23 protein-coding genes, 2 tRNA genes and 1 pseudogene are annotated in these 24,909 nt (G+C 67.1%); 10 read left to right on the forward strand and 16 right to left on the reverse strand.

The genetic code is table 11. The features are described 5' to 3' along the window. The first annotated feature begins 16 nt into the window (after positions 1-16). Positions 17-811 carry a PP2C family protein-serine/threonine phosphatase gene (locus H0B54_RS03275; RefSeq protein ID WP_188259225.1) on the forward strand — a complete coding sequence of 265 codons (795 nt, stop codon included), beginning with the start codon at positions 17-19 and terminating at the stop codon, positions 809-811. A gap of 24 nt (positions 812-835) precedes the next feature. On the opposite strand, the gene H0B54_RS30390 is transcribed toward H0B54_RS03275, so the two are convergent. Continuing rightward, the gene (locus H0B54_RS30390) at positions 836-1,699 is read right to left on the reverse strand and encodes a DUF4384 domain-containing protein (protein ID WP_188259226.1); all 864 of its coding nucleotides are present in this window, start codon (positions 1,697-1,699) and stop codon (positions 836-838) included. A 234-nt stretch (positions 1,700-1,933) separates the two neighbouring features. Between H0B54_RS30390 and H0B54_RS03285 the strand changes: the two genes are divergently transcribed. Next, positions 1,934-3,112, forward strand: coding sequence for a lysozyme inhibitor LprI family protein (locus H0B54_RS03285; RefSeq protein ID WP_188259227.1), 1,179 nt, complete (start codon positions 1,934-1,936; stop codon positions 3,110-3,112). Positions 3,113-3,147: 35 nt separating this feature from the next. Here H0B54_RS03285 and H0B54_RS03290 read toward each other — a convergent pair whose 3' ends face one another. The 8 genes from H0B54_RS03290 to H0B54_RS03325 form a co-directional block, all read right to left on the reverse strand. Beyond that, positions 3,148-3,948 (reverse strand): MBL fold metallo-hydrolase, encoded by an 801-nt coding sequence (locus tag H0B54_RS03290; protein WP_188259228.1) that lies wholly within the window; start codon positions 3,946-3,948, stop codon positions 3,148-3,150. Next, positions 3,945-4,742 (reverse strand): TatD family hydrolase, encoded by a 798-nt coding sequence (locus H0B54_RS03295; RefSeq protein WP_188259229.1) that lies wholly within the window; start codon positions 4,740-4,742, stop codon positions 3,945-3,947. Before H0B54_RS03295 ends, H0B54_RS03290 begins: the two co-directional genes overlap by 4 nt. A 6-nt stretch (positions 4,743-4,748) precedes the next feature. Beyond that, the gene (gene metG / locus H0B54_RS03300) at positions 4,749-6,299 is read right to left on the reverse strand and encodes a methionine--tRNA ligase (protein ID WP_188259230.1); all 1,551 of its coding nucleotides are present in this window, start codon (positions 6,297-6,299) and stop codon (positions 4,749-4,751) included. A gap of 73 nt (positions 6,300-6,372) precedes the next feature. Then, a complete protein-coding gene (locus tag H0B54_RS03305; protein WP_188259231.1) occupies positions 6,373-7,491 on the reverse strand; it encodes a DNA polymerase III subunit delta' in 1,119 nt (372 codons plus the stop codon). A gap of 1 nt (position 7,492) precedes the next feature. After that, positions 7,493-8,125 (reverse strand): dTMP kinase, encoded by a 633-nt coding sequence (tmk, locus tag H0B54_RS03310; protein ID WP_188259232.1) that lies wholly within the window; start codon positions 8,123-8,125, stop codon positions 7,493-7,495. 69 nt (positions 8,126-8,194) lie between these two features. After that, complete coding sequence (locus H0B54_RS03315; protein ID WP_188259233.1) at positions 8,195-9,361, reverse strand: D-alanyl-D-alanine carboxypeptidase family protein; 1,167 nt, start codon at positions 9,359-9,361, stop codon at positions 8,195-8,197. Positions 9,362-9,450: 89 nt separating this feature from the next. Further along, positions 9,451-10,395 (reverse strand): septal ring lytic transglycosylase RlpA family protein, encoded by a 945-nt coding sequence (locus tag H0B54_RS03320; protein WP_188259234.1) that lies wholly within the window; start codon positions 10,393-10,395, stop codon positions 9,451-9,453. A 72-nt stretch (positions 10,396-10,467) separates the two neighbouring features. After that, positions 10,468-11,292 carry a YdcF family protein gene (locus H0B54_RS03325; protein ID WP_343068899.1) on the reverse strand — a complete coding sequence of 275 codons (825 nt, stop codon included), beginning with the start codon at positions 11,290-11,292 and terminating at the stop codon, positions 10,468-10,470. Positions 11,293-12,369: 1,077 nt separating this feature from the next. Here H0B54_RS03325 and H0B54_RS30465 point away from each other — a divergent pair. After that, positions 12,370-13,419: pseudogene (locus tag H0B54_RS30465) on the forward strand (methyl-accepting chemotaxis protein); the annotation flags it as partial. 94 nt (positions 13,420-13,513) lie between these two features. Here H0B54_RS30465 and H0B54_RS03335 read toward each other — a convergent pair. From H0B54_RS03335 to H0B54_RS03355, 5 genes are all read right to left on the reverse strand, one after another. Next, the gene (locus H0B54_RS03335; protein ID WP_188259236.1) at positions 13,514-16,165 is read right to left on the reverse strand and encodes a valine--tRNA ligase; all 2,652 of its coding nucleotides are present in this window, start codon (positions 16,163-16,165) and stop codon (positions 13,514-13,516) included. A gap of 56 nt (positions 16,166-16,221) precedes the next feature. Beyond that, positions 16,222-16,902 (reverse strand): DUF2497 domain-containing protein, encoded by a 681-nt coding sequence (locus H0B54_RS03340; RefSeq protein ID WP_188259237.1) that lies wholly within the window; start codon positions 16,900-16,902, stop codon positions 16,222-16,224. Positions 16,903-17,043: 141 nt separating this feature from the next. Then, positions 17,044-18,402, reverse strand: coding sequence for a TolC family outer membrane protein (locus H0B54_RS03345; RefSeq protein ID WP_246472302.1), 1,359 nt, complete (start codon positions 18,400-18,402; stop codon positions 17,044-17,046). A gap of 35 nt (positions 18,403-18,437) precedes the next feature. Further along, positions 18,438-18,746, reverse strand: a complete 309-nt coding sequence (locus H0B54_RS03350) for a rhodanese-like domain-containing protein (protein WP_246472303.1) — start codon at positions 18,744-18,746, stop codon at positions 18,438-18,440. 127 nt (positions 18,747-18,873) lie between these two features. After that, complete coding sequence (locus H0B54_RS03355) at positions 18,874-19,530, reverse strand: protein-L-isoaspartate O-methyltransferase family protein (RefSeq protein WP_188259239.1); 657 nt, start codon at positions 19,528-19,530, stop codon at positions 18,874-18,876. Positions 19,531-19,747: 217 nt separating this feature from the next. Between H0B54_RS03355 and H0B54_RS03360 the strand changes: the two genes are divergently transcribed. The 3 genes from H0B54_RS03360 (at position 19,748) to H0B54_RS03370 (ending at position 20,542) form a co-directional block, all read left to right on the forward strand. Beyond that, positions 19,748-19,821 (forward strand) — tRNA-Cys (locus H0B54_RS03360). Positions 19,822-20,039: 218 nt separating this feature from the next. Next, positions 20,040-20,115, forward strand: a tRNA-Asn gene (locus H0B54_RS03365). 196 nt (positions 20,116-20,311) lie between these two features. Beyond that, positions 20,312-20,542, forward strand: a complete 231-nt coding sequence (locus H0B54_RS03370; RefSeq protein ID WP_188259240.1) for a hypothetical protein — start codon at positions 20,312-20,314, stop codon at positions 20,540-20,542. Between the two features lie 62 nt (positions 20,543-20,604). Here the strand turns inward: H0B54_RS03370 and H0B54_RS03375 are convergent, their stop codons facing one another. Together H0B54_RS03375 and H0B54_RS03380 are read right to left on the reverse strand one after the other, a co-directional pair. Next, complete coding sequence (locus H0B54_RS03375; RefSeq protein ID WP_188259241.1) at positions 20,605-20,844, reverse strand: hypothetical protein; 240 nt, start codon at positions 20,842-20,844, stop codon at positions 20,605-20,607. A gap of 131 nt (positions 20,845-20,975) precedes the next feature. After that, positions 20,976-21,152, reverse strand: a complete 177-nt coding sequence (locus tag H0B54_RS03380) for a hypothetical protein (protein WP_188259242.1) — start codon at positions 21,150-21,152, stop codon at positions 20,976-20,978. 189 nt (positions 21,153-21,341) lie between these two features. On the opposite strand from H0B54_RS03380, the gene H0B54_RS03385 reads away from it, so the two are divergent. From H0B54_RS03385 to H0B54_RS03400, 4 genes are all read left to right on the forward strand, one after another. Continuing rightward, complete coding sequence (locus tag H0B54_RS03385; protein WP_188259243.1) at positions 21,342-22,364, forward strand: S1C family serine protease; 1,023 nt, start codon at positions 21,342-21,344, stop codon at positions 22,362-22,364. An 88-nt stretch (positions 22,365-22,452) separates the two neighbouring features. Beyond that, on the forward strand, positions 22,453-23,061 hold the full coding sequence (locus H0B54_RS03390; protein ID WP_188259244.1) for an NUDIX domain-containing protein: 609 nt from the start codon (positions 22,453-22,455) through the stop codon (positions 23,059-23,061). Positions 23,062-23,171: 110 nt separating this feature from the next. Next, positions 23,172-24,176, forward strand: coding sequence for a cysteine synthase A (locus H0B54_RS03395; RefSeq protein ID WP_188259245.1), 1,005 nt, complete (start codon positions 23,172-23,174; stop codon positions 24,174-24,176). 16 nt (positions 24,177-24,192) lie between these two features. After that, positions 24,193-24,900 carry an alanyl-tRNA editing protein gene (locus H0B54_RS03400; RefSeq protein WP_188259246.1) on the forward strand — a complete coding sequence of 236 codons (708 nt, stop codon included), beginning with the start codon at positions 24,193-24,195 and terminating at the stop codon, positions 24,898-24,900. Positions 24,901-24,909: the final 9 nt, after the last annotated feature.

Below are 24,909 nucleotides of genomic sequence, written 5' to 3' on the forward strand. Positions count from 1 at the left end.
TGGAGCCGTTCGCGTGATGCAATCCGCCCTGATCGACATGATCGCCGCTGGACAGACGGATGTTGGTCGTGTCCGTTCGCGCAACGAGGACTCGTTCCACCTCGACCCGGCGCGCGGCTTGGCGGTGATCTGCGACGGCATGGGTGGACACGCTGGCGGCGACATCGCCAGCCGCACCGCGGTGGACGTCGTGGCCGCGGTTGTTGCTTCCCAGCACCATGCCGATGGCGGTCGGACGCCATCCCCGGCGGAGGAGGAGAGGGCGGCCGCGGACGCCGCATCGACGGTCCGCTCCGCGGTGGTGGCCGCCAATCGCCGGATCAATGCCCTGAACCGCCAGCGCGGATTTGCCGAGGGGCGCGGCATGGGAACGACGTTGGTGGGGCTCTGGCGAGTGCCGGGAACGGGGCGCGTGGTGGTGTTCCACGCCGGAGACAGCCGCCTGTATCGCCTGCGCGACGGGGAATTGCGCCTGCTGACGCGCGATCACAGCCTTTATCAAGTCTGGCTCGACAACGGGCGCCGCGGGCAGGCGCCCCATCGCAACATCATCGTTCGCGCGCTCGGCACCGCAGAGCAGGTGGAACCCGACATCGCCATCCACGATTTGCGGCCGGATGATCTTTACCTTTTGTGTTCGGATGGGTTGACCGGCATCGTACCGGAGGGTGTGATCCAGCGGATCCTTGCCCAACAGCCGCCGCCTGCTGCCGAAGACGCCTGTGCCCGGCTGATCGACCTCGCCAACAGGGCGGGTGGGCCGGACAACATCACCCTCATCCTCGCCCGCTTCGTCCTTCTTCCGGCCTGACCAAGCGGGTCATGGCGAGGTGTGTCAGGGCGCATTGGTCTTCACGAAACGCGCGGTGGCCACGGTGACCGGCGCGGCGGAGTCCAGAGCCTGCTTCAATGCGGGCAGATAGGACGCGGCCGCCTCGGCTTCGGGTCGGGGAGACGGGAAGAGCGGTGTGGGGCTGGCGATCACGACGATCAACTCGTGACCGTATGGCGGTCCGATGCTCCAGGATCGCCCGCCGGCGCCGCGCTCACCCAGTCGGCGAACCGCGCCGGACTCCACACGGCCGCTGATCTCCAACGGATTGGGCAACAGGTGAATCACGTCACCGTCTGACGTAAAGTAATCCACCTGCAGATGCGCCGGAAATTCAGGGGCGGTGATGTCGAACACCAAATCCTGGCCGCCCTCAAACGGCCTTTCGGCGGCATTCTTGAAGCGGATCGCCAAGGGTGCCGCCGAGCCGGCGTTGGCAGACCGGAAAGGGCCGATCAGGGTCAGGGGTTCGCACAGGGCAGGGGACGCCCGCTCGATCTCGACGGCGGCCCGCTGGCCGATGAGGAAGTCCTGAGCGAGCAGCGCGAGACTGTCCGGATCGGTGTCGCCCGCCGTCAATCCGGAGATTGCAACCCTATGGTCCTTGCCGATGGCGACATTCAGTTCGGCGCAATGGAACTCCGCCAAGGCCGTCCGCAGCGCCGATAGATCGGGCACGGTGGGAACAGGCGGATCGTCCGGCGCCGGATGCAGTTGTGCGGGGACGGTCTCGCTGTCCGCTGAGACGTCGGGCGCTGCGTCGGAATGGCCCGACCAAAAAACGGTTGCAACGACTCCCAGGACAGCGGCGAGCAGCGTGGTGCCGCATCGGTGCCGCCATGTCGTCGGCGTGTGGGAGTCCTTCACCGGAACCTGACCGTTGGCTATAAACTGCGATTTATGTAGCGTGCATTTTGGGCATCGCCAAGGGTGGAGGAAGGGTCCCTTTCGAGCAGCAATCGATCATATAATCTGTATTATGGAAAATAGCGTCACGGAGAAGCGAGCAGGGCACCAATCCGTCCCTTCCGGCGTTCCAGCCAATCGACTATCGTCGCGGCTCGCTCCCGCGTTCATTCCCTTCGATGAAGGCTGCGCCTTATGCCTCGTTCCTCGTGGCTTTTCGGCCCCGTGCTGTCGCTCTGTCTGATCCCGTTTGCCGCCATGGCCCAGACACCACCCGACTGCACCAAACCAGCTGGCCGGACCGACCGGACCATCTGCGCCAGCGCCGATCTGAAGGTTGCCGCCGAGGATATGGCGACGCTTCTGCGCGACACCCTGGGAAACACGCCCGCCGACGGCCGGGATGCCGTCGAGCGCGCGCAGAAGGCGTTTCTGGCCGAACGTGACGGTGCCTGCGCCGACAAATCCACCATCCCGGCCTGCCGGGCCCTGTATGAGGCGCGCGCCGCCGACCTCGCCGCCCAGAATTCGGCCGCCCAGAAGAAGCTTGCCGCGGTCGTCGCCGGCATTCCGAAGGACGCCAAGGTCGCCGCCACGGCGCTTCAACGCTACAACGGCGCGCCGGCAAAGGCATGGCTGGTCTATCTTTACCAGAGCGGCACGGTGACGGTGCCCGACAAGGACACGACGGTGCGCAGGCTGGTGGACGAGATCTTGAACCAAGGTCTTCCCAAAGATCCCTATCTCCTTGAAGAGATGGCCAACCTCGGCGACGTTTCGAGCGCACCGCTGGCCACGTCGCTGCTGTTCCTGCGCCATGTCCTGTCCACCACGGAAATGGACGCGCCCTGCTTCCTGTTCACCAAGCATGGGCAACCAGCCTTTGAGGCCTTTGGCGCCTTCTGGGGCAACGCGCGCGACGAGACGCCTGGTCTATGCACCCCTCCGTCTTCCGTGTTTGACCTGCCGGAATGGAGAGCCGTCTCAGCCCACATGGACCCGGCCATCGAACCGGCCCTGGCGGAGCGCGGCAGCATCCGTCACGGTTATGAACGCCAGTTCGAGGTGGACGATCTTCAGGCGTCGCTGGTGCCCAGCACCCTGCTCGAATCGCCCATGTCCGCTGAGGCCAAGAAGATGGCCGAGCAGCGCGGCCGGGCCGTCGCCGCCTTTCGATCCTGGAGCGATTTCGAGGTTTGGCCGGAGAAGGAATACCGCGCGACGGTCACCGCTCTGCCCGCAGCAATCAACGCCACATCAAAGCTTTACAGGGAAAAGTTCAAGTTGAATTCCCAGACGGCGGATCAGGCGGCCAAGGCGGCCGCGGACCGTTTCATCGCCGGGCGACTGGGCCTCATCATGCCGGATGACTGACCATCGCCCTGCCCCATTCCGTCATCAACCGATGGTCAAAGCTCGATGACGAGCCCGTCATAGGCGGGCTCGACACCGGGGGGAAGCAGCCGGCGGAGCGTGTCGTAATCCATGGTCTGGTCCATGTGCGTGAGGTAGGCCCGCTTGGGGCGCACCCGCGCGATCCATTCCAGCGTCAGGGCGAGATGGGCATGAACCGGATGCGGTGGCTCGATCCGGGCGCAGTCGACCACCCACACCTCGACTCCCTCCAACGCCGAGAAAGCGTCTTCATCCAAACTCACAACGTCGGTCGAATAGGCAAATTTATCAAAGCGATAGCCGAGAGTCTTCAGATAGCCGTGATCCTGCTCGAAGGGCACGATCCGGCGACCGCGCACCTCGAACGGGCCTTCCACGGCGCGAGGCGTCAACACCGGGCGGTAAAAGGGATCACCGGGGCGCAGAGGCTCGAAGCAATAGCCGAAACGCCGCTCCAGCTCCGCCAGATCATCGGCGCTGCCAAAGGCGTCGATGGGCGCGTGCATGGTGCGGCACAGTTCCCTGAGTTCGTCGATGCCATGGGAATGGTCGGCGTGCTGGTGCGTCCACAGCACGGCATCGAGCCGCCGCACATCGGCGTTGAGAAGCTGCTGGCGCAGGTCCGGCGAGGTGTCGACCAGGACGCTGACGTCACCGCCCTGCCCGGCCCTCTCCTGCTCCCACTCCACCAGGATGGACGGGCGCATCCGGCGGTTCCTGGGGTTCGCCGGGTCACAGGAGCCCCAGCCGAGACCGATCACGGGAACACCCCGCGATCCGCCGCAGCCGAGGATCGTGACCCGCTGGCCGGTCATGCGGCGGCCTGATGGGCCGTTCCGGCGCGGGGGAACAGGCGGAAGAAGTTCTCGGTGGAGATCCGGGCCATCTCCGCCGAGTCCACGCCCTTGACCCCGGCGACGCAGGCCGCCGTGTGGGCGACGTAAGCCGGCTCGTTGCGCTTGCCGCGGAACGGAATCGGCGCCAGATAGGGCGCGTCCGTCTCCACCAGAATCCGGTCCAGCGGAACGTCCTTCACGATGGCGCGAAGGTCCTCCGACTTCTTGAAGGTGACGATTCCGGACAAGGAGATGTAGAAGCCGAAATCCAGAGCCTCTTCAGCGAGTTGCCGCCCGGAGCTGAAGCAGTGCAGCAAGCCGTTGACCGGCTGGCCGGCGGCCTCCTCGCGGACGATCCGCATGGTGTCGTCGTCGGCGTCGCGGGTGTGCACGATCAGCGGCAGGCCGGTCTCCAGGCTGGCCCGGATGTGCCGGCGGAAGCAATCCTGCTGAACGTCCCGTGGGCTCTTGTCGTAAAAATAGTCGAGCCCGGTCTCGCCCAGCCCGATCACCTTCGGGTGCTTCGACAGCTCGACGAGGCGCTCGACGCTCACCCCGGCGATCTCCTCCGCCGCTTGATGCGGATGGACGCCGAGCGAACACAGGACATCGTCGTACCGCTCGGCGACCGCCAGGATACGGTCGAAGCGCGACAGGTAGGTGCAGATGGTCACCATCCGCCCCACCCCCGCCTGCCGGGCGCGGTCGACGACCGCGTCCAGTTCCTCGGCGAAATCGGGGAAGTCGAGATGGCAGTGGCTATCGACCAGCATCGTTCGTCAGCTCTTTGCTTCGTCCACATAGCGCGGGAACACGCCCTGCGGCGTGGGCAGCGGCGTGCCGGGGACCAGCGCCCCATCCGCCCCCAGCCGGTCGAACCCGCGGGCCTCCGGCCCCTGCGCCAGCTGGTCCAGGATCTTCGCCGAGGCTTCCGGCATGATCGGCTGGGTCAGGATGGCGAGGTGGCGGATGGTCTCGGCCAGCACGTACAGCACGGTGGCCATGCGCGCCGGATCGGTCTTTTTCAGCGCCCAGGGCGCCTGCTCGTCGACATAGCGGTTGCCGTCGCCGATCACCGCCCAGATGGCGTCCAGCGCCTTGTGGAAGGACTGCGACTGGATCTCCGCCCGGACGATCGGCAGCAGGTTGCGGGCGGCGCCGAGCAGGGCCTCGTCGGCCTCCGTGAAGGCACCCGGCTGCGGCACGGCGGCCCCGCAGTTCTTCCCGATCATCGACAGGGAGCGCTGGACGAGGTTCCCGTAATCGTTGGCGAGGTTGCCGTTGATCCGCTGCACCATCTGCTTGTGGGAGAAGTCGCCGTCGTTGCCGAAGGGCACCTCGCGCAGCAGGAAGTAGCGGGTCTGGTCCAGGCCGTAGGTGTTGACCAGCGTCTCCGGCGCGATGACGTTGCCCAGCGACTTCGACATCTTCTGGCCTTCGATGGTCCACCAGCCGTGCGCGAAGACGCGCTTCGGCGGGGCCAGTTTCGCGGCCATCAGGAAGGCCGGCCAGTAGACGGCGTGGAAGCGCAGGATGTCCTTGCCGACCATGTGCAGGTTGGCCGGCCAGTATTTGGCGTACTCGCCGCTCTCGTCCGGGAAGCCGACCGCGGTGATGTAGTTGGCGAGGGCGTCCAGCCAGACATACATGATGTGGTCGGGGTTGCCCGGCACCGGGATGCCCCACTTGAAGGTGGTGCGGCTGACCGACAGGTCCTTCAGCCCCGACTTGACGAAGGCGACGACCTCGTTGCGCTTGCCGGCGGGGGCGATGAAGTCCGGGTTCTGCTCATAGAACTCCAGCAGGCGGTCCTGCCACGCCGAGAGACGGAAGAAGTAGGACGGCTCCTCCACCCACTCGCACTCGGCGCCGGTCGGGGCGATCTTCTTGCCCGACGGCGACGTGGTCAACTCGTCCTCGCCGTAGAAGGCCTCGTCGCGCACCGAGTACCAGCCGGCGTAGCTGCCGAGATAGATTTCGCCGGCCGATTCCAGACGGCGCCACAGCTCCTGCACCGACGCGATGTGCCGCGGCTCGGTGGTGCGGATGAAGTCGTCGTTGGAGAAGTTCATCAGCGAGACGAGGTCGCGGAAGTTCTTCGACACGCGGTCGGTGAACTCCTGCGGCGCGATACCGGCGTTCAAGGCGGATTTCTCCACCTTCTGGCCGTGCTCGTCGGTGCCGGTGAGGAACTTCACGTCATAGCCGTCCAGCCGCATGAAGCGGGCCAGCACGTCGCAGGCGAGCGTGGTGTACGCATGCCCGATGTGGGGCACGTCGTTCACATAGTAGATCGGAGTCGTCAGGTAGAAGGTCTTCGACCCGGTCATGTCAGAGGCTCTCCCGAGAATGCGCCGGCCCGGCGCGTCGCCGGCCCAGGGTGGGCGTGGTGTGTCGTCCGTGTTAAGTAGCAGCCGCTTCCAGCGTCGCCAAGGCGTTCAGGACCACCTGTTTGCGGTCGAGATTGGCGGATTCCGCACGGGCGAAGTGGCGTTGGACCTTTTCCCACACCTCCACCCAACGTTCAAGGCCGCGGGCGTTGGCCAGACGGGTCATCAGGGCGGCCTCCCCGGCCACCACTTCCGCCGGCCATGCCCCACGGGCCAGCGACCGGACGAAGCGGGCCAGCCACCAGACGAGCAGGTCCGTGGCCGTCTCGTAGAGCCCGTCGTCCTGCTTGCGGGTCAGCTTGTCGCCGAAGGCGTGGGCGGCGGTGATGTCCAGTCGCGGCAAAGTGCCGAGCAGCCCGATCAGTTCCCGGTAGAGGTCGAGCCCGCCGGCCTCGGCCAACCCGATGGCCCGCCCGATGCTTCCCTCCGCCAGCCGGGCGAGCGCCGCCCGGTCTTCACTGCCCAGGTCCGGGCGATGCTGGGCCAACAGGTTGAGAACCGTTTCCTCAGGAAGTGGTTGAAGCGTCAGCTTGCGGCAGCGGGAGCGGATGGTGGGCAGCATGCCGCCAGGGTTGTCGCTGACCAGAAGCAGCAGGGCGCCGGTTGGCGGCTCTTCCAGAATCTTAAGAATGGCGTTCAAGCCGCTGAGATTCATACGGTCAGCGCCGTCGATCACGGCCACGCGCCAACCGCCCTCGGCGGCGGTCTTGCGCAGGAAGGGGCCGATCTTGCGCACATCGTCCACGGCGATGTCGCGCTTCAGCCGGTCGCGCTTCTCGTCGCGCTGGCGTTCCACGGTCAGCAGGTCGGCGTGCCCGCCCGACGCCACGCGGCGGAAGACCGGGGCGTCCGGGGACAGCGCCAGCGAGGCGGGCGGCGGCGGTGCGCCGAACAGGCCGGCGTCCGGCGGCTCGTGCCCCTGGGACAGGACGAAGCGGGCGAAGCGGAAGGCCAGCGTCGCCTTGCCGATCCCCGGCGGGCCGCCGATCAGCCAGGCGTGCGGCAGCCGCCCGGAGTTCCAGGCGTCGAGCAGCAGGCGCTCGGCGTCCTCGTGACCGGTCAGTTCGGGGTTGCGGCGCGGAGCGAAGGCATCCTCCTCCGCGACCGGTTCGGGCGCGCGGGCGCGGCTCACCTCAGGAGGCTCCCAGGCGACGGGTCACCGTGTCCAGAATGGCCGCCTGCACCGATTCCACGGGGTGTCCGGCGTCGACGACCACGCAGCGCTCCGGTTCCCGCGCGGCGATATCGAGGAAGCCGTCGCGCAGGCGATGGTGGAAGGCAACGTCCATGCGCTCGTAGCGGTCCTCCCCGCCGCGCCGCGCCGCGGCGCGGGCCAGACCGTCCTCCACCGGCAGATCGAGGATCAGGGTCAGGTCCGGCCGGAAATCGCCCAGAGCCGTGGCCTGGAGCGTGGCGACCATCTCGCGTCCCAGTCCCAGCCCATAGCCTTGATAGGCCATCGTGCTGTCGAAGAAGCGGTCGCAGATGACCCAGTGCCCGACCTCCAGCGCCGGCCAGACGGTGCGCTCCAGATGGTCGCGGCGGGCGGCGGTGTGCAGCAGCGCCTCGGTCACCGGCCCCCAGCGGCCGGTTTCCCCCGACACCAGAAGGCCGCGGATCTCCTCGGCCCCTGGCGAGCCGCCGGGCTCGCGGGTCAGCACGACCCGCTTCCCCCAACCGATCAGCGCGTCGGCGAGCAGGCGGATCTGGGTGGTCTTGCCCGCCCCCTCGCCGCCCTCCAGCGTGATGAACCGCCCGCGCGTCATGGTTTGCTCCCGATGGTGATGAGGCCGCCGCCTTCCGGATTCCGGCGGTGACGGGCCGGCTTACACCAATCAGCTCGCCCCGAAAATGAGGAACTTCGCCGCCGCCAGGGCGCGGCCAACGAAGCCCAGCTTCTCCACGTCCTGGGCGGCGACCACCGGGAACTCCTTGCCCGGGAAGCCCGGCGCGGAGACCACGACCTTGCCGACCACGTCGCCCTTCTTCACCGGGGCGGCGACCGGGGCGTTGCTGATCAGCGAGACCTTCATGCCGCTGCGGTCGGCGCGGGCCATGGTGACCTTCATGTCCTCCGGCACGGTGACCGGCACGCTGTCCTGCGCGCCAAGCCAGAGCGGCACCTGATCGACCGTCTCGCCCGCCTTGAACAGGGCGTAGGTGGCGAATTCGCGGAAGCCCCACTCGATCAGCCGGGCCGATTCGTCGGCGCGGGCCTGCATGTTCGGCAGTCCGTTGACCACCAGGACGAGGCGGCGCCCCTCCCGCTCCGCCGAGGCGGTCAGGCCGTAGCCACCGGCCTCGGTGTGGCCGGTCTTCATGCCGTCCACGTCCATGCCGCGGTAGAGCAGCGGGTTGCGGTTGCCCTGGTTGATGCCGTGGTACTTGAACTCCCGGATCGAATAGTAGTGATAGTATTCCGGAAAGTCCTTGATCAGATGCTCGGCCAGAATCGAGAGATCGCGGGCGGTCATGTAGTGATTCGGGTCGGGCCAGCCCGTCGCGTTGGTCAGGTTGGTGTCCTTCAGCCCCAAATCACGGGCGCGCTTGTTCATGCGCTCGGCAAAGGCCGATTCGGAGCCGGCGAGACCTTCGGCGAAGACGATGCAGGCGTCGTTTCCTGACTGGACGATCACGCCCTTGATGAGGTCGTCGACCTTGATGTTGTTGTGCAGCTCCACGAACATCTTGGAGCCCTGCATCCGCCACGCGCGCTCCGACACCGGCAGCGTGCTCTCCAGCGTCAGCCGGCCTTCCTTGATCGCGTCGAAGACCATGTACATCGTCATGATCTTGCTCATCGAGGACGGCGCCATGCGCTGATCCGGGTTCTTCTCGAACAGCACCGTGTTCGAGGTGATATCGACCAGGATCGCCTGCTTGGCGATGGTTTCGATGCTGGCGGCGTGAGCCACCGGCCCCACCCCCGCCGCGAACAGCGCGACCGCAAGGCCCATGGCGAAACGGGTGCGGGCAACGCGGGTGCGGACGACAGCGACCATGACAACTCCCTTCGGAACGCGGACTGGACAAGACGTGAAACGGAACGAGGCCCGACCTCGGGCCAAGCTTGGACTGGGCTCGCGGGTGATCAATCAACCACGATTTTGGCGTCGGTAAGGCCGGCTTGGATGATCTGGTTCAAAACGGCGTCGGCGGACTCCACGCTGGCCAGCGGCCCCACCCGCACCCGCTGCAGCCGCTGCCGTCCGGCGACCGTCTGGGTGACCTGGGCCTGCTGGCCGAGCGAGGCCAGACGGGCGCGCACGCGGGTGACGTTGTCCTGGCTGCCGAAGGCGCCGACCTGGACGTAGATCTGCTCGTAGGGCTTCACCGGCAGTTCGGCAACCACCGGGGCCGGAACGAAGCGGCCGTCCACCATGTCGCCGGCCACCGTCGTGGGCGGCGGCACCGGGGCGCGGGTGACCGCGGCCGGGGTCGGACGGGCGGAGCCGCTGACCTCCACCGAACCGCGCGGGGCGGCCTTCGGCGGCGGACCGTCCAGCTCGGCCAGCATCGGCGCCGGCGTGCCCTGGCGGGCCGCGGCGGCGACCGCCCGGCTTTCCTCCGCCAGAATCTGCACGCGCACCTTGGCCGTGCCCGTGCCTTCGAACCCAAGCAATTGCGCGCCGCGCCGCGACATGTCGATGATTCGCCCGTTGGCGTAGGGGCCGCGGTCGTTGATGCGAACAACCAGCGACCGGCCGTTGTCGAGATTGGTGACGCGCACGAGGCTTGGCATGGGCAAGGTCTTGTGCGCGGCCGTCAGCTCATTTTGGTCGTAAACCTCGCCGTTGGCGGTGACCTTTTGGTGGAATCCCGGCCCATACCAGGAGGCGATCCCGGTCTCGCTGTAGGAGTAATCCTCGGCGGGATAGTACCAGACCCCGTTGACCTGATAGGGCTTGCCGACCTTGTAGACGCCGCTGCGCGGCAGTCCGGACGGGGATGCCGCGGGCGGCGCGGACGCGCAGGCGGCGAGCGTCAGCGCTCCTGCGAGCAGCACCGCCCCCCTCAGCATATGCGCGCGTCGCATGGCCCCACCCCGCTAAATCTGGTGGCGCCACTCTAGCCGAGTTACCTCTCCGCGCCAACCGCGCAACGCCCTTCAGGAGCCCGCCTGCGCCGCAGCGCGCTCATGGGCGGGCCCTGGAAACAGCGACTCGGTCCGCCCCATCAGACGGTAGGCGACGAGGCCGATCCATTCGCGGACCGGGTCCTGAAGCGCGTCGATCTGCTTGTCGAACTCGAATCGGACGAAGGGCCGTCCACCGAAGCGCGTGCGGTAATCGACCGGATAGGGAATCACCTGCCAGCCGACCTGCCGGAAGATGCCGACCGAGCGTGGCATGTGCATGGCCGAGGTCACGAGGATCCAGGTCTCCCCCGGCTTCGGGCCGACGAGCCGCTGGCTGAACAGGGCGTTCTCCCAGGTGTTGCGGGACTCGTTCTCGTAGGTCACGCGATCCGGATCGATTCCGACCTGCCGAAGCGCGCCGCGGACGGCGAGGTCCTCGCGCAGTTCCAAGGCGTCCTGCCCGGTCAGCCGCCCCGAGCCGCCGGTGAAGACCGCATGCGCCTGGGGGTAGCGACGGATCAGTTCGGCAAAGCCGAGAACACGCTCCGCCGCGTCGTTGACGGACGGCTCGCCGCGGTCGCGGGTGATCGGCGGGTTCACTGCCCCGCCCAGCATGATGATGCCGTCCACCCGCTCCGGCAGGTCGGGGCGGGGAAAACGCTCTTCCAGCGGCAGCGCGACCCACGACGCGATCGGCGTGACCATGATGATGACGAAGCCGACGGTCACCGCCACGACCAGCCGCCGCCCCCAGTGAGCCAGACGGCGGGTGAACAGCAGCGCCGTCCCGGCGGTGAGGATGAGCACCAGCAGATTGCCCGGCGAAACCAGGAACCACAGCAGCTTCGACAGCACGAAGGACAACAGCCGACCTCCCCTTTCCATTTCCAGTGGTTTCTAGATACGGGTGTTCACCATGAATGCCCAGGGGCGACGGCACGGTAACGAATCCGCCATCAATCCGTAACAACGGCGTCTTCGGCGGCGGGTAAGGTCCGCGGCGCAACCAAGGATTTACCGCATATGCTGTCGAACATTTCCATCGGCACGCGAATCGCGCTGCTGGTCGCCGCGTCCGTGGTCACCTTGGGCCTTCTGGGCGGGACGGTCACCGTCGGTGCCCAGCGCATGTTCGAGGCAACCGCCGAACTGGACCAGTTCCGCGACGCCTATGAGCACACGGCAGCCATCGAGCGCCGGGCCAGCCGCCTGCGCTTCCAGGCGTTGCGCTTCGTGGCCGACCGGGACGAGACGGCGGCCGACGCCTTCGCGAAGAACGCGGAGGAGGCGTCCCGCCTGCTGGACACTCTCAAGGACCGTGGTGCGGAACGCCTTCCCAAGGAAGAGCTGGACAACCTCTCCCAAGGCATCGGCGCGCTGAAGGAGCGGTTCTCGTCGGTGGTCGCGCGGGCGAAGGAACTGGGTCTGTCCGACGACAGCGGCCTGCGCGGCGGCCTGCGCGCCTCGGCCCGCGCCATCGAGGATGAACTGAAGCAGTGGCCGAACGCCGACAAGCTGACTGGCCGCATGGAATCCATGCGGAAGATGGAAAAGGACTTCATCATCTACAGCGACGAATCGCTGCTGTCCGGCCATCGCAAGGCCTTCAACGAATTCACCTTCTTCCTGGCCGATTCGGGGCTGGACGCGGCCACTCAGACCAAGCTGGAGAAGCAGGCGCGCACCTATCGCACCGACTTGGGCCGGTTCGTGGATGCCACCAAGGCCTTCCGGGCCGAGGTGCAGACCTTCAACGACGCCTTCCAGGCGATGGTGCCCCGTTTCGAAGCCCTGCTGGAGTCGGCCAACGCCGGCATGGCCGGAGCGGTTGAGACTCAGAACCGGGTGCGCGGCGAGGTGATTGCCAACGTGCTCCAGGTCGGCTCCGTCCTGCTGGTCGGCTTCGCGATCATCAGCCTGCTCGTCGCCCGCAGCATCACCCGGCCCCTGCGCCTGATCGAGGGTGTGATGGAGCGGCTGGCCGGCGGCGACCGGACGGCCACCGTGCCGGAGACCGGGCGGCGCGACGAGATCGGCGCAATGGCCCGCGCCGTCAGCGTCTTCAAAGAGAATCTTCAGCGCACGCATGAACTGGAGCAGGAGTCCCGCCGGGCCGAACGGCGGGCGGAGGAGGAGCGGGAAACCGCGCTGCGCGCCATCGCCCAAGACTTCGATTCGGCCTTCGGGCGCGTGCTGCACACGGTCAGCCACGCCGCCGACCAGATCCGCAACGGCGCGCACATCCTGCGCGACACCGCGGAGAAGATGAAGGAGCAGGCGCTCGACACCTCGGAGAAGGCGGAGCAGACCTCCGAGGTGGTCGGCATCGTCAACAACGTGTCGCGCACCCTCTCCGCCTCCATCGGCGAGATCGGCGGGCGGGTGACCACCTCCAGCACGGCCATCCGCCGCGCCGTGGACCACGCCCGGCAGAGCGACTCGGCGGTGGCGGCGCTGGCCGACAGTTCGCAGCGGATCGGGGAGATCGTCCGGCTGATCAACGACATCGCCGGGCAGACGAACCTGCTGGCCCTGAACGCCACCATCGAGGCCGCCCGCGCCGGAGAGGCGGGCAAGGGCTTCGCCGTCGTCGCGTCGGAGGTCAAGGTGCTGGCCAACCAGACCGCCAAGGCGACCGAGGACATCGCCGGTCAGGTCGGCGCCATCCAGGAGGCCACCGGCTCCGTCGTCGAGGCGATCCGTGCCATCCGGACCACCGTGGAGGAGGTCGCCCACCTGTCGGAGGACGTGTCCGCCGCCGTGCGCGACCAGCTCGAGCAGACCGAGGAGATCGTCGGCGCGGTGGGCCGGGCCAACGACAACACCCACGAGGTGACCGAGAGCGTCAGCACCATGGCGATCACCGCCGCGGAAACCGGCAAGTCGGCCATCGAGATGATCTACTCCGCCGCACAGCTGGCGGACGAACTCCGGCAGCTCGAAGCCGACGCCGACCGCTTCGTGTCCTCCATCAAGATTTGAGTCCTCAAGCCATCAGGCATTCTTCAGACAAAGAGAAAGGGCAGGAGCCGAAGCCCCTGCCCTTTCTCGCTTTTTGGGGTCTGGATGACCGGCCTTACGCGGCCAGCATCTCCAGCGCCTTCTGCAGCTTGTCACGGGCCTGCTCCGCCGTGTCGCGGCGGTCGCGCTGCTCCTCGATCACCTCTTCCGGCGCCTTGGCGACGAACTGCTCGTTCGACAGCTTGGCGTCGATCTTCTTGATCTCGCCGGACAGCTTCTCGATTTCCTTGGTCAGGCGCGCCCGCTCCTTGTCGAGGTCGACGATGCCTTCCAGCGGCAGGATCAGCGTGGCCTCGTCCAGCACCGCCTGGACGGCGCTCTTCGGCACCGCGCCGGACAGCGGCTCTGCGCTGGACAGACGGCCCATGCGCAGGATCAGGTCACGGTGCGTGTCCAGCCGCTTCAGGCTCTCCGGAGCGGCGTCCTTCAGCTTCAGCTCGATCTGCGCCGCGGGCGGGACGTTCATCTCCGACCGCATGGAGCGGACCGAGGAGATCGCCCGGACCACCCAATCCATCTCGTCGCGGGCGGCGGGATCGATCAGCTCCGCGCCGTGCTCCGGCCAGCGGGCGGAGATCAGACGGTTCGCCCGGTCGGTGGACAGCTGCTCCCACAACTCCTCGGTGATGAAGGGCATCAGCGGGTGGAGCATGTGCAGGATCTCGTCCAGCACCCAGGCGGTGGTCGCCCGCGTCTCGGCGATGGCCGCCTCGTCGGCGCCGTTCAGGATCGGCTTGGTGAACTCCAGGTACCAGTCGCAGAAGGTGCCCCAGGTGAAGGCGTAGGCGGTGTTGGCGGCCTCGTTGAACTTGTAGGCCTCGATGGACTCGCCGACCTTCTTCGCCGCTTCCGCCAGGGCACCGACGATCCAGCGGTTCACCGTCTGGGTCAGTCCGACCGGCTTGAAGCCAGGGACCGGGGCCACCCCGTTCATCTGGGTGTAGCGCGCGGCGTTCCACAGCTTCGTCGCGAAGTTGCGGTAGCCCTCGACGCGGCTGACCGCCAGCTTGATGTCGCGACCCTGGGCGGCCATCGCCGTCAGGGTGAAGCGCAGGGCGTCGGTGCCGTACTGGTCGATCAGGTCCAGAGGGTCGATGACGTTGCCTTTCGACTTCGACATCTTCTGGCCCTTCTCGTCGCGGACCAGGGCGTGGATGTAGACCGTCCGGAAGGGCACGTCCTTCATGAAGTGCAGGCCCATCATCATCATCCGGGCGACCCAGAAGAAGATGATGTCGAAGCCCGTCACCAGCACGTCGGTCGGGTAATAGCGCGCCAGCTCCGGAGTCTCGTCCGGCCAGCCCAGCGTGGAGAAGGGCCACAGGGCCGACGAGAACCAGGTGTCCAGAACGTCCTGGTCGCGGGTCAGCGCCACGTCCTGGCCGTAATGGGCCTTGGCCGCGGCGATGGCCGCCTCCTCGGTCTCCTCGACGAAGAAATGGCCGTCCGGGCCGTACCAGGCGGGAATCTGATGGCCCCACCAGATCTGGCGGCTGATGCACCAGGGCTGGATGTTGCGCATCCATTCGAAATAGGTGTTCTCCCACTGCTTGGGAACGAACACGGTCTTACCGGTCTCGACCGCCTCGATGGCCGGCTTGGCGAGCGTGGCGGCGTCGACGTACCACTGGTCGGTCAGCCAGGGCTCGATGGCGACGCCGGAGCGATCGCCGTGCGGCACCATGTGGGTGTGCGGCTCGATCTTCTCCAGCAGGCCCAGCGCCTCCAGCTCGGCCACGACCTTCTTACGCGCCTCGTAGCGGTCGAGCCCGCGGTAGGCCTCGGGGACCTCCTCGCCGGTGATGCGGGCGTCGCGGTCCATGATGTTGATGGCCGCGAGGTTGTTGCGCCGCCCGACCTCGAAGTCGTTGAAGTCGTGGGCCGGGGTGATCTTCACCGCACCCGAGCCGGTTTCCGGATCGGCGTACTCGTCGCCGACGATGGGGATCAGGCGGCCGACCAGAGGCAGGACGACGTTCTTGCCGATCAGGTCCTTGTAGCGCTCATCCTCCGGATGCACGGCGACGCCGGTGTCGCCCAGCATCGTCTCGGGGCGCGTGGTGGCGACCACGATGAAGCGGTCGGCCTCGCCTTCAATCGGGTAGCGGAAGTGCCAGAGGTTGCCCTTGATCTCCTTCTGCTCGACCTCGAGGTCGGAGATGGCGGTGTGCAGCTTGGGGTCCCAGTTGACCAGCCGCTTGTCCTTGTAGATCAGCCCCTGCTTGTGCAGCTCCACGAACACCTTGCGGACGGCGCGGCTCAGCCCCTCGTCCATGGTGAAGCGCTCGCGCGGCCAGTCGGGCGAGGCGCCCAGCCGACGGAGCTGGCGGGTGATGGTGCCGCCCGATTCGGCCTTCCACTCCCACACCTTGTCGATGAAGGCGTCGCGGCCGAAGTCGTGGCGCGTCTTGCCTTCCTTGGCGAGGTTCCGTTCCACGACCATCTGGGTCGCGATGCCGGCGTGGTCGGTGCCGGGCTGCCACAGGGCGTCGCGCCCGCGCATCCGGTTGTAGCGGGTCAGAACGTCCTGGAGCGTGAAGGTCAGCGCGTGGCCCATGTGCAGGCTGCCGGTCACGTTCGGCGGCGGCATCATGATGGTGTAGGGCTTGCCGTTCGACTCGGTCTTCGCCGCGAACGCGCCCGTCTCTTCCCACAGCCGGTAGTGCTTTTCCTCGACCTCGGCGGGCCGGTACGTCTTTTCCAACATCACCAGGAACTTTCGCTTACGAATTCAAACGGAATGCGTGGCGGGCGTGACGCCGCTCAGAATTTCTGGGAGCGCCGGATCATCCGGTCGATTTCCTGCTGCACCAGCCGTTCGACGATGGTCGGCAGATTCTCGTCCAGCCACTCCTTCAGCAGCGGCTTCAACAGCTCGCGCACGACTTCCTCCACGGTGCGGATGCCGACGGGCATCGGGCCGATGGACAGGTCGTCGCCGAGCTGGCGCGCCAGATGCGTGAAGTGATGGGACGATTCCTCGGCCACCCGGCGAGAGATCAGCCCGTCGTCGAGATCCGACGCGCGGATGCGCGGCCGCGGCGGGGGCGGCTCGTCATCGTCGAAATCGTCGAAGGCCGGTGCCGGACGCTTCGCGGCAGGGCGCGGCGGCGGGGGCGGCGGCTCGGGGTCCGGTTCGTGGAACGCGGGTTCCGGGTCTGCCATTCCGCCGAAGGACGGCTCGTCGCGCCACGGATCGGGGTCGGGTTCATCGGGCTCATCCCTCCGCTCGTCCTGGAGCATCTGGGTGAGTTCCAGAACGTCGTCGTCATCCTCCTCCATGGGAGGCGGTGGCGGCGGGGGCGGAGGTGGCGGCGGTGGAGGAGGTGGGGGCGGCGGAGGCGCCGCTTCCGCCTTCGCGGGTTCGCCGTCCTCCGAGATGATGCGGCGGATGGAGGCGAGGATCTCCTCCATCGACGGTTCTTGCTGGCCTTTATCGCTCATCGTGGCAAACCCGGGGACGTCATCCTGACGCGGACACTAGGGCAGGAGTGGGCAAAAAGCCACCAGACAAAAACGGCCCGCCGAGGCGGGCCGTTTCGATCATCCGGGAATGATCCCCCTGGAAGGGGCATCCAAGTGCGATCACTCCGGCACGCCGGTTCCGATCCACTTGTTCCGCACCTGCTTGTAGTGCGTATCGGCGTCGTAATACTGGACCGGCAGGTTGAGCTGCCGCGCCGTCAACTGGCCGATGGCGCCAAGGACCGTGAATGCCTGGACCATCTCGGTCCGCTGGGCGCGGACGAGGTTGACGCGGGCGTTCAGCAGTTCCTGCTCCTGGTTCAGCACGTCGAGCACGGTGCGGGAGCCGACCTGGGCTTCCTGCCGCACGCCTTCCAGCGCGATCTCGGCGGCCCGGATCTGGGAGTTGTAGGACTCGATGCTCGCCCGCGCCGCCTGCAGCCCCTGCCACGCGCTGATCGCCGCCTCGACCGCCTGACGGCGGGTGTCGTCGATCTGCAGGCGGGCCTGATTCGCGGTGTGCTTCGCCTCGCGGGTCAGCGCTTCCGGCAGGCCGGCCTGATAGAGCGGGATGGTGATCTGCGCGGTGAGCTGCGCGCCGTCCTGCCGTTTGATGTCGATGCCCGACGAACGGCCGGCGTCGATGGTGCGGTTGGCCTGCGCCGACAGGTTGGCCGACGGGAGCAGGCGGCCGAACTGCTGGTCCACCGCCTCGCGCTGCGCCGCCTCCGTGTAGGTGGCCGACAGCACCGACGGGTTGTTGGAGCGGGCCATCTCGACGACCTCGTCGAGCGTCCCCGGAAGCTTGAACTTCGGCTTCGGCGCCTTCAGCTTGCCGGGCATCGAGCCGACGACGCGCTCGTAGGTGGCGCGCGACGCCTGGAGCGTGCCTTCGGCGGAGATGCGTGCGGCGATGGAGGCGGCCAGGCGCGATTCCGACTGGCTGACGTCGGTGCGGGTGTATTCGCCGACGCGGAAGCGGTCGCGGGCGGCGTCGAGCTGGCGGCGGAGAACCTGCTCGTTGTTGGCCTGAAGCTCCAGCACCGCCTGGTTCTGCACAACGTCCAGATAGGCCGCCGCGGCGTTCAGCAGGATCTGCTGCTCGTTGGCGAGCACGGTGGCGCGCTGGGCTTCAACGGTGCGCTCGGCGCGGCGTACGGCCGGACCTACGGTCGCGTCGTAGATCGGCTGGGTGGCGGTGACGCCGACGGTCTTGGCGTTGTTCTCGGAGCCGGTTTCCCCGCCCTGAAAGGTGCTGTTGGTGGCGTTGCGGGTGATGTCCGCCGTCGCCCGCACCGTCGGACGGTAGCCCGACAGGGCCTGCGGAACGCCTTCGTCCACGGCGCGCTGACGGGCGCGCTGGGCGGCGAGGGCCGGGTTGTTGGAATAGGCCTGCGCTAGCGCGTCTTCGAGGGATTGGGCCGACGCGGTGTCGATGCCCCCGACGAAGGCAACACCCAGCGTGAGGGCGGTTGCCATCAAATGGCGCGCGAAACGGCTTCGCACAGTCATGTTCAATAGACCTTCATGTTCGGGTCGATTCGGCGCGCCCAGGCATCCACCCCGCCATTCAGATTGGTGGCGCGGGAAAATCCCTGGGAACGCAACCACATGGTCACCTGCGCACTGCGCCCGCCGTGGTGACAGACGACCACGATGTCGCGGTCCCGCGGCAACTCCCCGACGCGGGCGGGCAGCGCCCCCATCGGAATGTGCAGACTGTCGGGAAGGGCGCAGATGGCCACCTCCCCCGGTTCCCGTACGTCGAGCACCAGCGGATCGCCACCCGATGTCCGGATGCGGTACAGGTCTTCGACTTCCATGTCAAACGGCGCCGGCATGCCTTGATTCTCCGCTGCGGGCCGCAGGTCCGCGGCCGGTGAAAGGCAAGGTGACAGGCTGGGGGCAGGTCGATAGGGGCCGAAGCCCCAAAGTTCGCTCTCTCTAAAATCAGAATACAAATTTCGGCTTGGCTTCGAAACCGGGCAGCGGGTGCGTGTGCGCCTCGAACAACGTGCGCGCCGAGGCGACTCCGCCGCTGCGCTGATAGAGCTTCACCTCGCCGACCCCACGATCGCCCAGAACGGCGGCGACCAGCCGCCCGCCCTCGGCCAGCTGGGCCAGGATGCCTTCCGGCACCTCCGACACCAGGCCCTCGATCACGATCACGTCGTAAGGGGCCTGCTGCGGGTAGCCTTCGGTCAGCGGAGCGGTGATGACGACGGCGTTGTCGACGCCGACCGCGCTCAGGGACTCCGTGGCCTGCCGGGCCAGCTCGGCGTCGGACTCGATGCCGACGACGGTCGCCGCGAGGCGGGCCAGCACGGCGGTCGAGTAGCCGGAGCCGCTGCCGATGTCCAGCACGACGTCGGTCGCGTCGATGGTCACTTCCTGGAGCATGCGTGCGAAGACCATCGGCTCCATCAGATAGCGGCCTTTGCCAATGGCGAGATCCTCGTCCACATAGGCGATGCCGCGCACCGCCTTCGGCACGAACTGTTCACGGGGAATGTCGAGCATGGCATCGACCAGACGCTGGTCGGTCACCTTGTTCGGTCGGATCTGCCCTTCGACCATGTTGAGACGGGCGGCGGCGTATTCGGACATGGCGGTCGCTTACAATCTGGTGGACGGAGCGCGGCGCCAAGCCGTGGTACGCGGCCTCGCTGCCTCGTCGCGTATATATCTTCAAAGTCTCACGAACACAACGCCGCACCGGTTCGTCAGAAAACGCCACGAAGGCGCTTGACCACCCAGGGGAACCGCAGTATACGTCCGCTCCCACGCCGCGGCGCTCCCGCTAGGGGGTGCCGGACGCAAGGATGGCGCGGTGGCAGAGTGGTGATGCAGCGGACTGCAAATCCGTGTACGTGGGTTCGATTCCCGCCCGTGCCTCCATCCTTGATCCGGCTGAGACATCAGCAAAATCAAAGCGTTTGACAAGCATCGCGCCCGAACGGCCCGATGCTTTTCCGCGTTTTCGCGTCGTGTGGGCTCGGCCCACCGCCCTGCTCCTTCGGTCGTTTTTTGCCATCAAAAGACTTGGCAAGCGTCGGAGGGTCCGCTATATAGCCGCCCACGCCGGACGTTGCGCCTCGCAAGGCCGGTCAGACTGATCCCGGTTAGCTCAGTCGGTAGAGCAGCGGACTGTTAATCCGCGTGTCGCTGGTTCGAGTCCAGCACCGGGAGCCACTTCGATGAAAAGACCGAGTCCTCGCGGGCTCGGTCTTTTTTCATATCGATCTTTCGCCGCCACCGCTTCCGGCATCATACGAAGGAACGAGCGTTCCGACCGAAGGCCCGATGCCGCCGCGGCTCTCCCAGCGTTACAATTCCATAGAATGTTTTTCGAGTCGTGATTGCGCCTGTTCAGCGGTGGAGGCGACCCATGACCATTCTGCCCCTCAACTTTCGATCCCTCACACCCAAGAGCGGGACTCCGCGGCCCGATGGCCGGCAGGAAAACGGTGGCTGGGTCGGCGCGGTGGCGATCATCGCTCTGTCCATGGCGGTGGCCATTGCCCTGCTCGGCGTCGATTGGCACCGGATGCTGGTTCGTGGCAACGCGGTGCTGCCGGAAAACCAGCGGTCCATGGTGGTCGCACCGATGCCCCGCTGAAATGCCCTGCTGAACCGAACGCCCGATGGCCCGATGACTGGTCGGGCCACCTTCGTGCCTGTCTATCGAGGTTGCGGGTCGTCGTAGATCAGGCGGTTGTCCGCCACCTCGCCGGCAGGATCGCCGATGTCGCGTTTCCATTCGCCACACCAGTCGGTGGACAGGGTGATCGGAAAGCGTCCTTCGGTGTCACGCGGCGTCACCTGCGGCGGATAGCGGCGGCACAGGCCCTTCGGTCCCCTCTGGCGGATGCCCTGCCCTTCCCAGAACAGGCAGGTGTAGCAGTTGTCGATTCGCTTCATCGTGGGGACGCGCTCCTTCCTTCAACGACGGCGCCCCGGAGCGGCGATCCGGTCCGGGAGCGGCGGCAGTGTCGGCCAGCCGCCCCCTCCGCGTCGATGAAGAAATGCGTGCCGGTGCCGGCCGCGGTGCCTCACTCGTGGCGCGGCTTGCCTTTGCGCATGTCGTCGGAGTGCTGGAGGTAGAAGGCCTTGATCTCCGCATCCAGTTCGAGCTTCCGGCGCTCGCCGGGCGAACCGGCCGGCTCGTCGGCAAGACGCTGGAACTCCGCCACCGCCTGTTCGAGTTCGCGTTCGCTGTTGATGGGCATCGGTCCCGTCCTTCGTGGTGTCGTTGATGCGGGTAACGTCGCCGACGGGTGGAGGTTTCACGGTCCGGACTGCAGCGCCCCGGTCGAATCGGAGAGCCACTTGATGGAAGCGCCCTGACGCTCATGTTTAGTTCGGGGATCGAGCAATCCGGCGTCCCGCCCGACTCGACTCCGGCAAGGGAGGGAAGCATGACGGGTCGCTGGCGCCGCATCCCCTGGACGTTGACCTTCTCTGCGACCTGCCTTGCAGCCTTCCTTTCCGTGATGCTTCCCATCGCCGCGGCGCGGGCGGACCAGCTCGACGCGGCGAAGCTGGCGGGTGCCCTGGTCCGCATCTCCGCAACCATCCTTCCCGACAGCCAGAGCGCCCGTTCGCTCGGCACGGAGCGCGAGGGAACCGGCGTCGTCATCGACGGGGCGGGACTGATCCTCACCATCGGCTACACGATTTTGGAGGCGTCCCAGCTCCAGGTCACCACCGGCGAGGGGCGCGGCTATCCCGCGGAATTCGTGGCCTACGACCAAGCCAGCGGATTCGGCCTGCTGCGCGCCGGCATGGGGTTCAGCGCCGCTCCCGTCCGGCTCGGCGACTCCGACGCGATCAAGGAGGGTGAGCGCGCCATCGTGCTCACCCGGCAGGGGTCCACCGGGGTGCAGCCGGTGCTGATCGCCGCGAAACGCGAGTTTGCCGGCTATTGGGAGTATCTGCTGGACGAGGCGATCTTCACCACCCCCCCGATCATGGGTTTCAACGGCGCCGCTCTGATCGACCGCAAGGGCGAACTGGTCGGGATCGGCTCGCTGATCGTGCGCGACGCTGTACCCGCCCATGGCGGTATTCCCGGCAACATGTTCGTTCCGGTCTCCGCGCTGAAGCCGATCCTGGCCGATCTGCTGGCGTTCGGACGGCGGCAGGAACCGGCGCGCCCTTGGCTGGGCGTCACGCTGCGCGAGGAGCAAGGCCGCCTGATGGTCGAAAAGGTCACACCGCAGAGCCCCGCGGCGACCGTGGGAATCCAGCCGGGCGACATGATCGTCGGGGTTGCCGGCCAGCGGCCGCAAGGACTGGCGGATTTCTACCGCAAGGTCTGGGATCTCGGTCCAGCCGGCGTCACCGTGCCGCTGGAACTGCTGCGCGGACCCAAGCTGGAGTCGATCGCGGTCCCCTCCGCCGACCGCTACAGCACGCTGAAACTGAACCCGACCTTCTGAGGGAAAATTCCCAGCCGCCTCGCCCCGGTCGGGCGGATGCGCTACATCCTTGGACCGTGCACGCCCAGCAAGCCAAGGAGTCCCGCCCGTGGATCATCCGGACATCGAGGTCCAAGAGAAGAAGACGGCCTACAACGGCTATCTCAAGGTCGACGTCTACCGCCTGCGCCACAAGAAGTTCGACGGTTCCTGGACCGGTGTTCTGCCGCCGCGGGAGGTCTGCGTGCGCGGCGAAGCCGTGGGCGTGCTGCTCTACGATGCGGACCGGGACAGCGTGGTCCTGATCGAGCAGTTCCGGGTCGGCTCGGCTTCGGCGGGCGGGCCGGCGTGGCTCACGGAAATCGTTGCCGGCCTTTTGGACGAGGGCGAGACACCGGAGCAGGTGGCGCGGCGGGAGGCCATGGAGGAAGCCGGCTGCACCATCCAGGACATCGAGACGATCTGCGACTATTACCCCAGCCCAGGCGCCTACGACGAGCATGTGACCGTTTTCTGCGGCCGGGTGGACAGCCGGGGCCTCGCCGCGACGGGTGGCTGCGCGGACGAGCACGAGGACATCCGCATCATGGTCGTCCCGGCCGACGAGGCGATCCGGCTGCTCGACGAGAACCGGCTGAACAATTCCATCGCCATCATCGCGCTGGGCTGGTTCGCGCGGAACCGCGACCGGCTGCGCGCTCAATGGGCTGGAAAATAGAAAGAACAAATCAACTTCGTTCAATGCTGCATTTCACAGGCCGACCTTGAATTCCCTGGTGCGCAATCCGATAGTGTTGCCCGGTTCATCATTCGATTCGGGAGACAGTCGTGGACATCCGCACCGGCTTCATCGGCTCCATCGGCAACACGCCGCTGATTCGGCTGGAAGGGCCGTCGAAGGCCACGGGATGTGAGATCCTGGGCAAGGCGGAGTTCCTCAATCCAGGCGGGTCCGTGAAGGACCGCGCCGCCCTGGCCATCGTCCGCGACGCCGAACGCCGGGGCCTGCTGCGCCCCGGCGGCACCATCGTCGAGGGCACGGCGGGCAACACCGGCATCGGGCTGGCGCTGGTCGGCAACGCGCTCGGTTACCGCACCGTCATCGTGATGCCGGAAACGCAGAGCCAGGAGAAGAAGGACATGCTGCGCCTGGTCGGCGCCGACCTTCGCCTGGTGCCGGCGGTGCCCTACTCCAACCCCGACAACTACGTCCGCTATTCGGGCCGTTTGGCCGAGGAGTTGGCGAAGACCGAGCCGAACGGCGCCGTCTGGGCCAACCAGTTCGACAATGTGGCGAACCGCGAGGGCCACCGCCTGACCACCGGTCCGGAAATCTGGAACCAGACCGAGGGGCGGATCGACGCCTTCACCTGCGCGGTGGGCAGCGGCGGCACGCTGGCCGGCGTCGGTCTGGCGCTGAAGGAGCGCGATCCGGGCGTCCGCATCGTTCTGGCCGATCCGATGGGCGCCTCCCTCTACCATCACTACGCCCATGGAACGCTGAAGGCCGAGGGCACTTCGATCACCGAAGGCATCGGCCAGGGCCGCATCACCGCGAATCTGGAAGGCGCCCCGGTCGATCAGGCTCTGCAGATCCCTGACGAGGAAGCCCTGCCGGTCATCTTCGACCTGATCAAGTCGCAGGGCCTGGTGCTTGGCGGTTCGAGCGGCATCAACGTGGCGGCGGCCATCCGCATCGCCAAGGAGATGGGGCCGGGCCACACCATCGTGACGATTCTCTGCGACGGAGGGCAGCGCTACCAATCGAAGCTCTTCAATCCGGCGTTCCTGCGTGAGAAGAATCTGCCTGTGCCCGATTGGCTGGATTCGTAAACGCACCCGAGGTTCCATGGAACTGATCTTCCGCGAGGACGCCTACGCAACCTCCTGCACCGCCACCGTGACATCCGCGGACGAGCGGGGCATCCGGCTGGACCGGACGGTCTTCTATCCCAACGGCGGCGGCCAGCCCGGCGACACCGGCCAATTGCGCATCGCCGGCGCCACGCTGCGCATCGTGGACACGGTGAAGGGCGATGGGCCGGACGACGTCATCCATGTGCCCGAGCCCGGCACCGCCCTGCCCGCCCCCGGCACGCCGGTCGAGGCGGAGATCGACTGGGACCGCCGGCACCGCCACATGCGGATGCACACGGCGCTGCACCTCGTCTGCGCGGTGCTTCCCGGTGCGTCGATCACCGGCGCCCAGGTCGGGGCGGAGCGCAGCCGTGTCGATTTCAACGTCCCGACCGAGGGGCTCGACAAGGAGACCATCGCGGCGGCCCTGAACCGGCTGGTCGCCGCGGACACGCCGGTCGGCTCGCTGTGGATCACCGACGAGGAGCTGGACGCCAACCCCGAGCTGATCCGCACCCTGACGGTCAAGCCGCCGCGCGGCCATGGCCGTGTCCGGCTGGTGGACATCGCCGGGGTTGACCGTCAGCCCTGCGGCGGTACCCATGTGAAGCGGCTGGGCGAGATCGGCGGCCTCGACGTCGTGAAGATCGAGAACAAGGGCAAGCAGAACCGGCGCGTGATCGTCGCGCTGCGGGGTTGAACGGGAAGA

Origin of the sequence: Azospirillum tabaci (assembly GCF_014596085.1) — a bacterium.
GTDB classification, from domain to species: Bacteria; Pseudomonadota; Alphaproteobacteria; order Azospirillales; family Azospirillaceae; genus Azospirillum; species Azospirillum tabaci.

Excerpts from the sequence above, each read along its gene's own strand:
- H0B54_RS03275 (WP_188259225.1), top strand. The coding sequence starts at position 17 with ATGCAATCCGCCCTGATCGACATGATCGCCGCTGGACAGACGGATGTT.
- H0B54_RS03285 (WP_188259227.1), top strand. The coding sequence starts at position 1,934 with ATGCCTCGTTCCTCGTGGCTTTTCGGCCCCGTGCTGTCGCTCTGTCTG.
- H0B54_RS03290 (WP_188259228.1), bottom strand. The coding sequence starts at position 3,948 with ATGACCGGCCAGCGGGTCACGATCCTCGGCTGCGGCGGATCGCGGGGT.
- H0B54_RS03295 (WP_188259229.1), bottom strand. The coding sequence starts at position 4,742 with ATGCTGGTCGATAGCCACTGCCATCTCGACTTCCCCGATTTCGCCGAG.
- metG (WP_188259230.1), bottom strand. The coding sequence starts at position 6,299 with ATGACCGGGTCGAAGACCTTCTACCTGACGACTCCGATCTACTATGTG.
- tmk (WP_188259232.1), bottom strand. The coding sequence starts at position 8,125 with ATGACGCGCGGGCGGTTCATCACGCTGGAGGGCGGCGAGGGGGCGGGC.
- H0B54_RS03315 (WP_188259233.1), bottom strand. The coding sequence starts at position 9,361 with ATGGTCGCTGTCGTCCGCACCCGCGTTGCCCGCACCCGTTTCGCCATG.
- H0B54_RS03320 (WP_188259234.1), bottom strand. The coding sequence starts at position 10,395 with ATGCGACGCGCGCATATGCTGAGGGGGGCGGTGCTGCTCGCAGGAGCG.
- H0B54_RS03335 (WP_188259236.1), bottom strand. The coding sequence starts at position 16,165 with ATGTTGGAAAAGACGTACCGGCCCGCCGAGGTCGAGGAAAAGCACTAC.
- H0B54_RS03340 (WP_188259237.1), bottom strand. The coding sequence starts at position 16,902 with ATGAGCGATAAAGGCCAGCAAGAACCGTCGATGGAGGAGATCCTCGCC.
- H0B54_RS03345 (WP_246472302.1), bottom strand. The coding sequence starts at position 18,402 with ATGGCAACCGCCCTCACGCTGGGTGTTGCCTTCGTCGGGGGCATCGAC.
- H0B54_RS03350 (WP_246472303.1), bottom strand. The coding sequence starts at position 18,746 with ATGGAAGTCGAAGACCTGTACCGCATCCGGACATCGGGTGGCGATCCG.
- H0B54_RS03355 (WP_188259239.1), bottom strand. The coding sequence starts at position 19,530 with ATGTCCGAATACGCCGCCGCCCGTCTCAACATGGTCGAAGGGCAGATC.
- H0B54_RS03370 (WP_188259240.1), top strand. The coding sequence starts at position 20,312 with ATGACCATTCTGCCCCTCAACTTTCGATCCCTCACACCCAAGAGCGGG.
- H0B54_RS03375 (WP_188259241.1), bottom strand. The coding sequence starts at position 20,844 with ATGAAGCGAATCGACAACTGCTACACCTGCCTGTTCTGGGAAGGGCAG.
- H0B54_RS03380 (WP_188259242.1), bottom strand. The coding sequence starts at position 21,152 with ATGCCCATCAACAGCGAACGCGAACTCGAACAGGCGGTGGCGGAGTTC.
- H0B54_RS03385 (WP_188259243.1), top strand. The coding sequence starts at position 21,342 with ATGACGGGTCGCTGGCGCCGCATCCCCTGGACGTTGACCTTCTCTGCG.
- H0B54_RS03400 (WP_188259246.1), top strand. The coding sequence starts at position 24,193 with ATGGAACTGATCTTCCGCGAGGACGCCTACGCAACCTCCTGCACCGCC.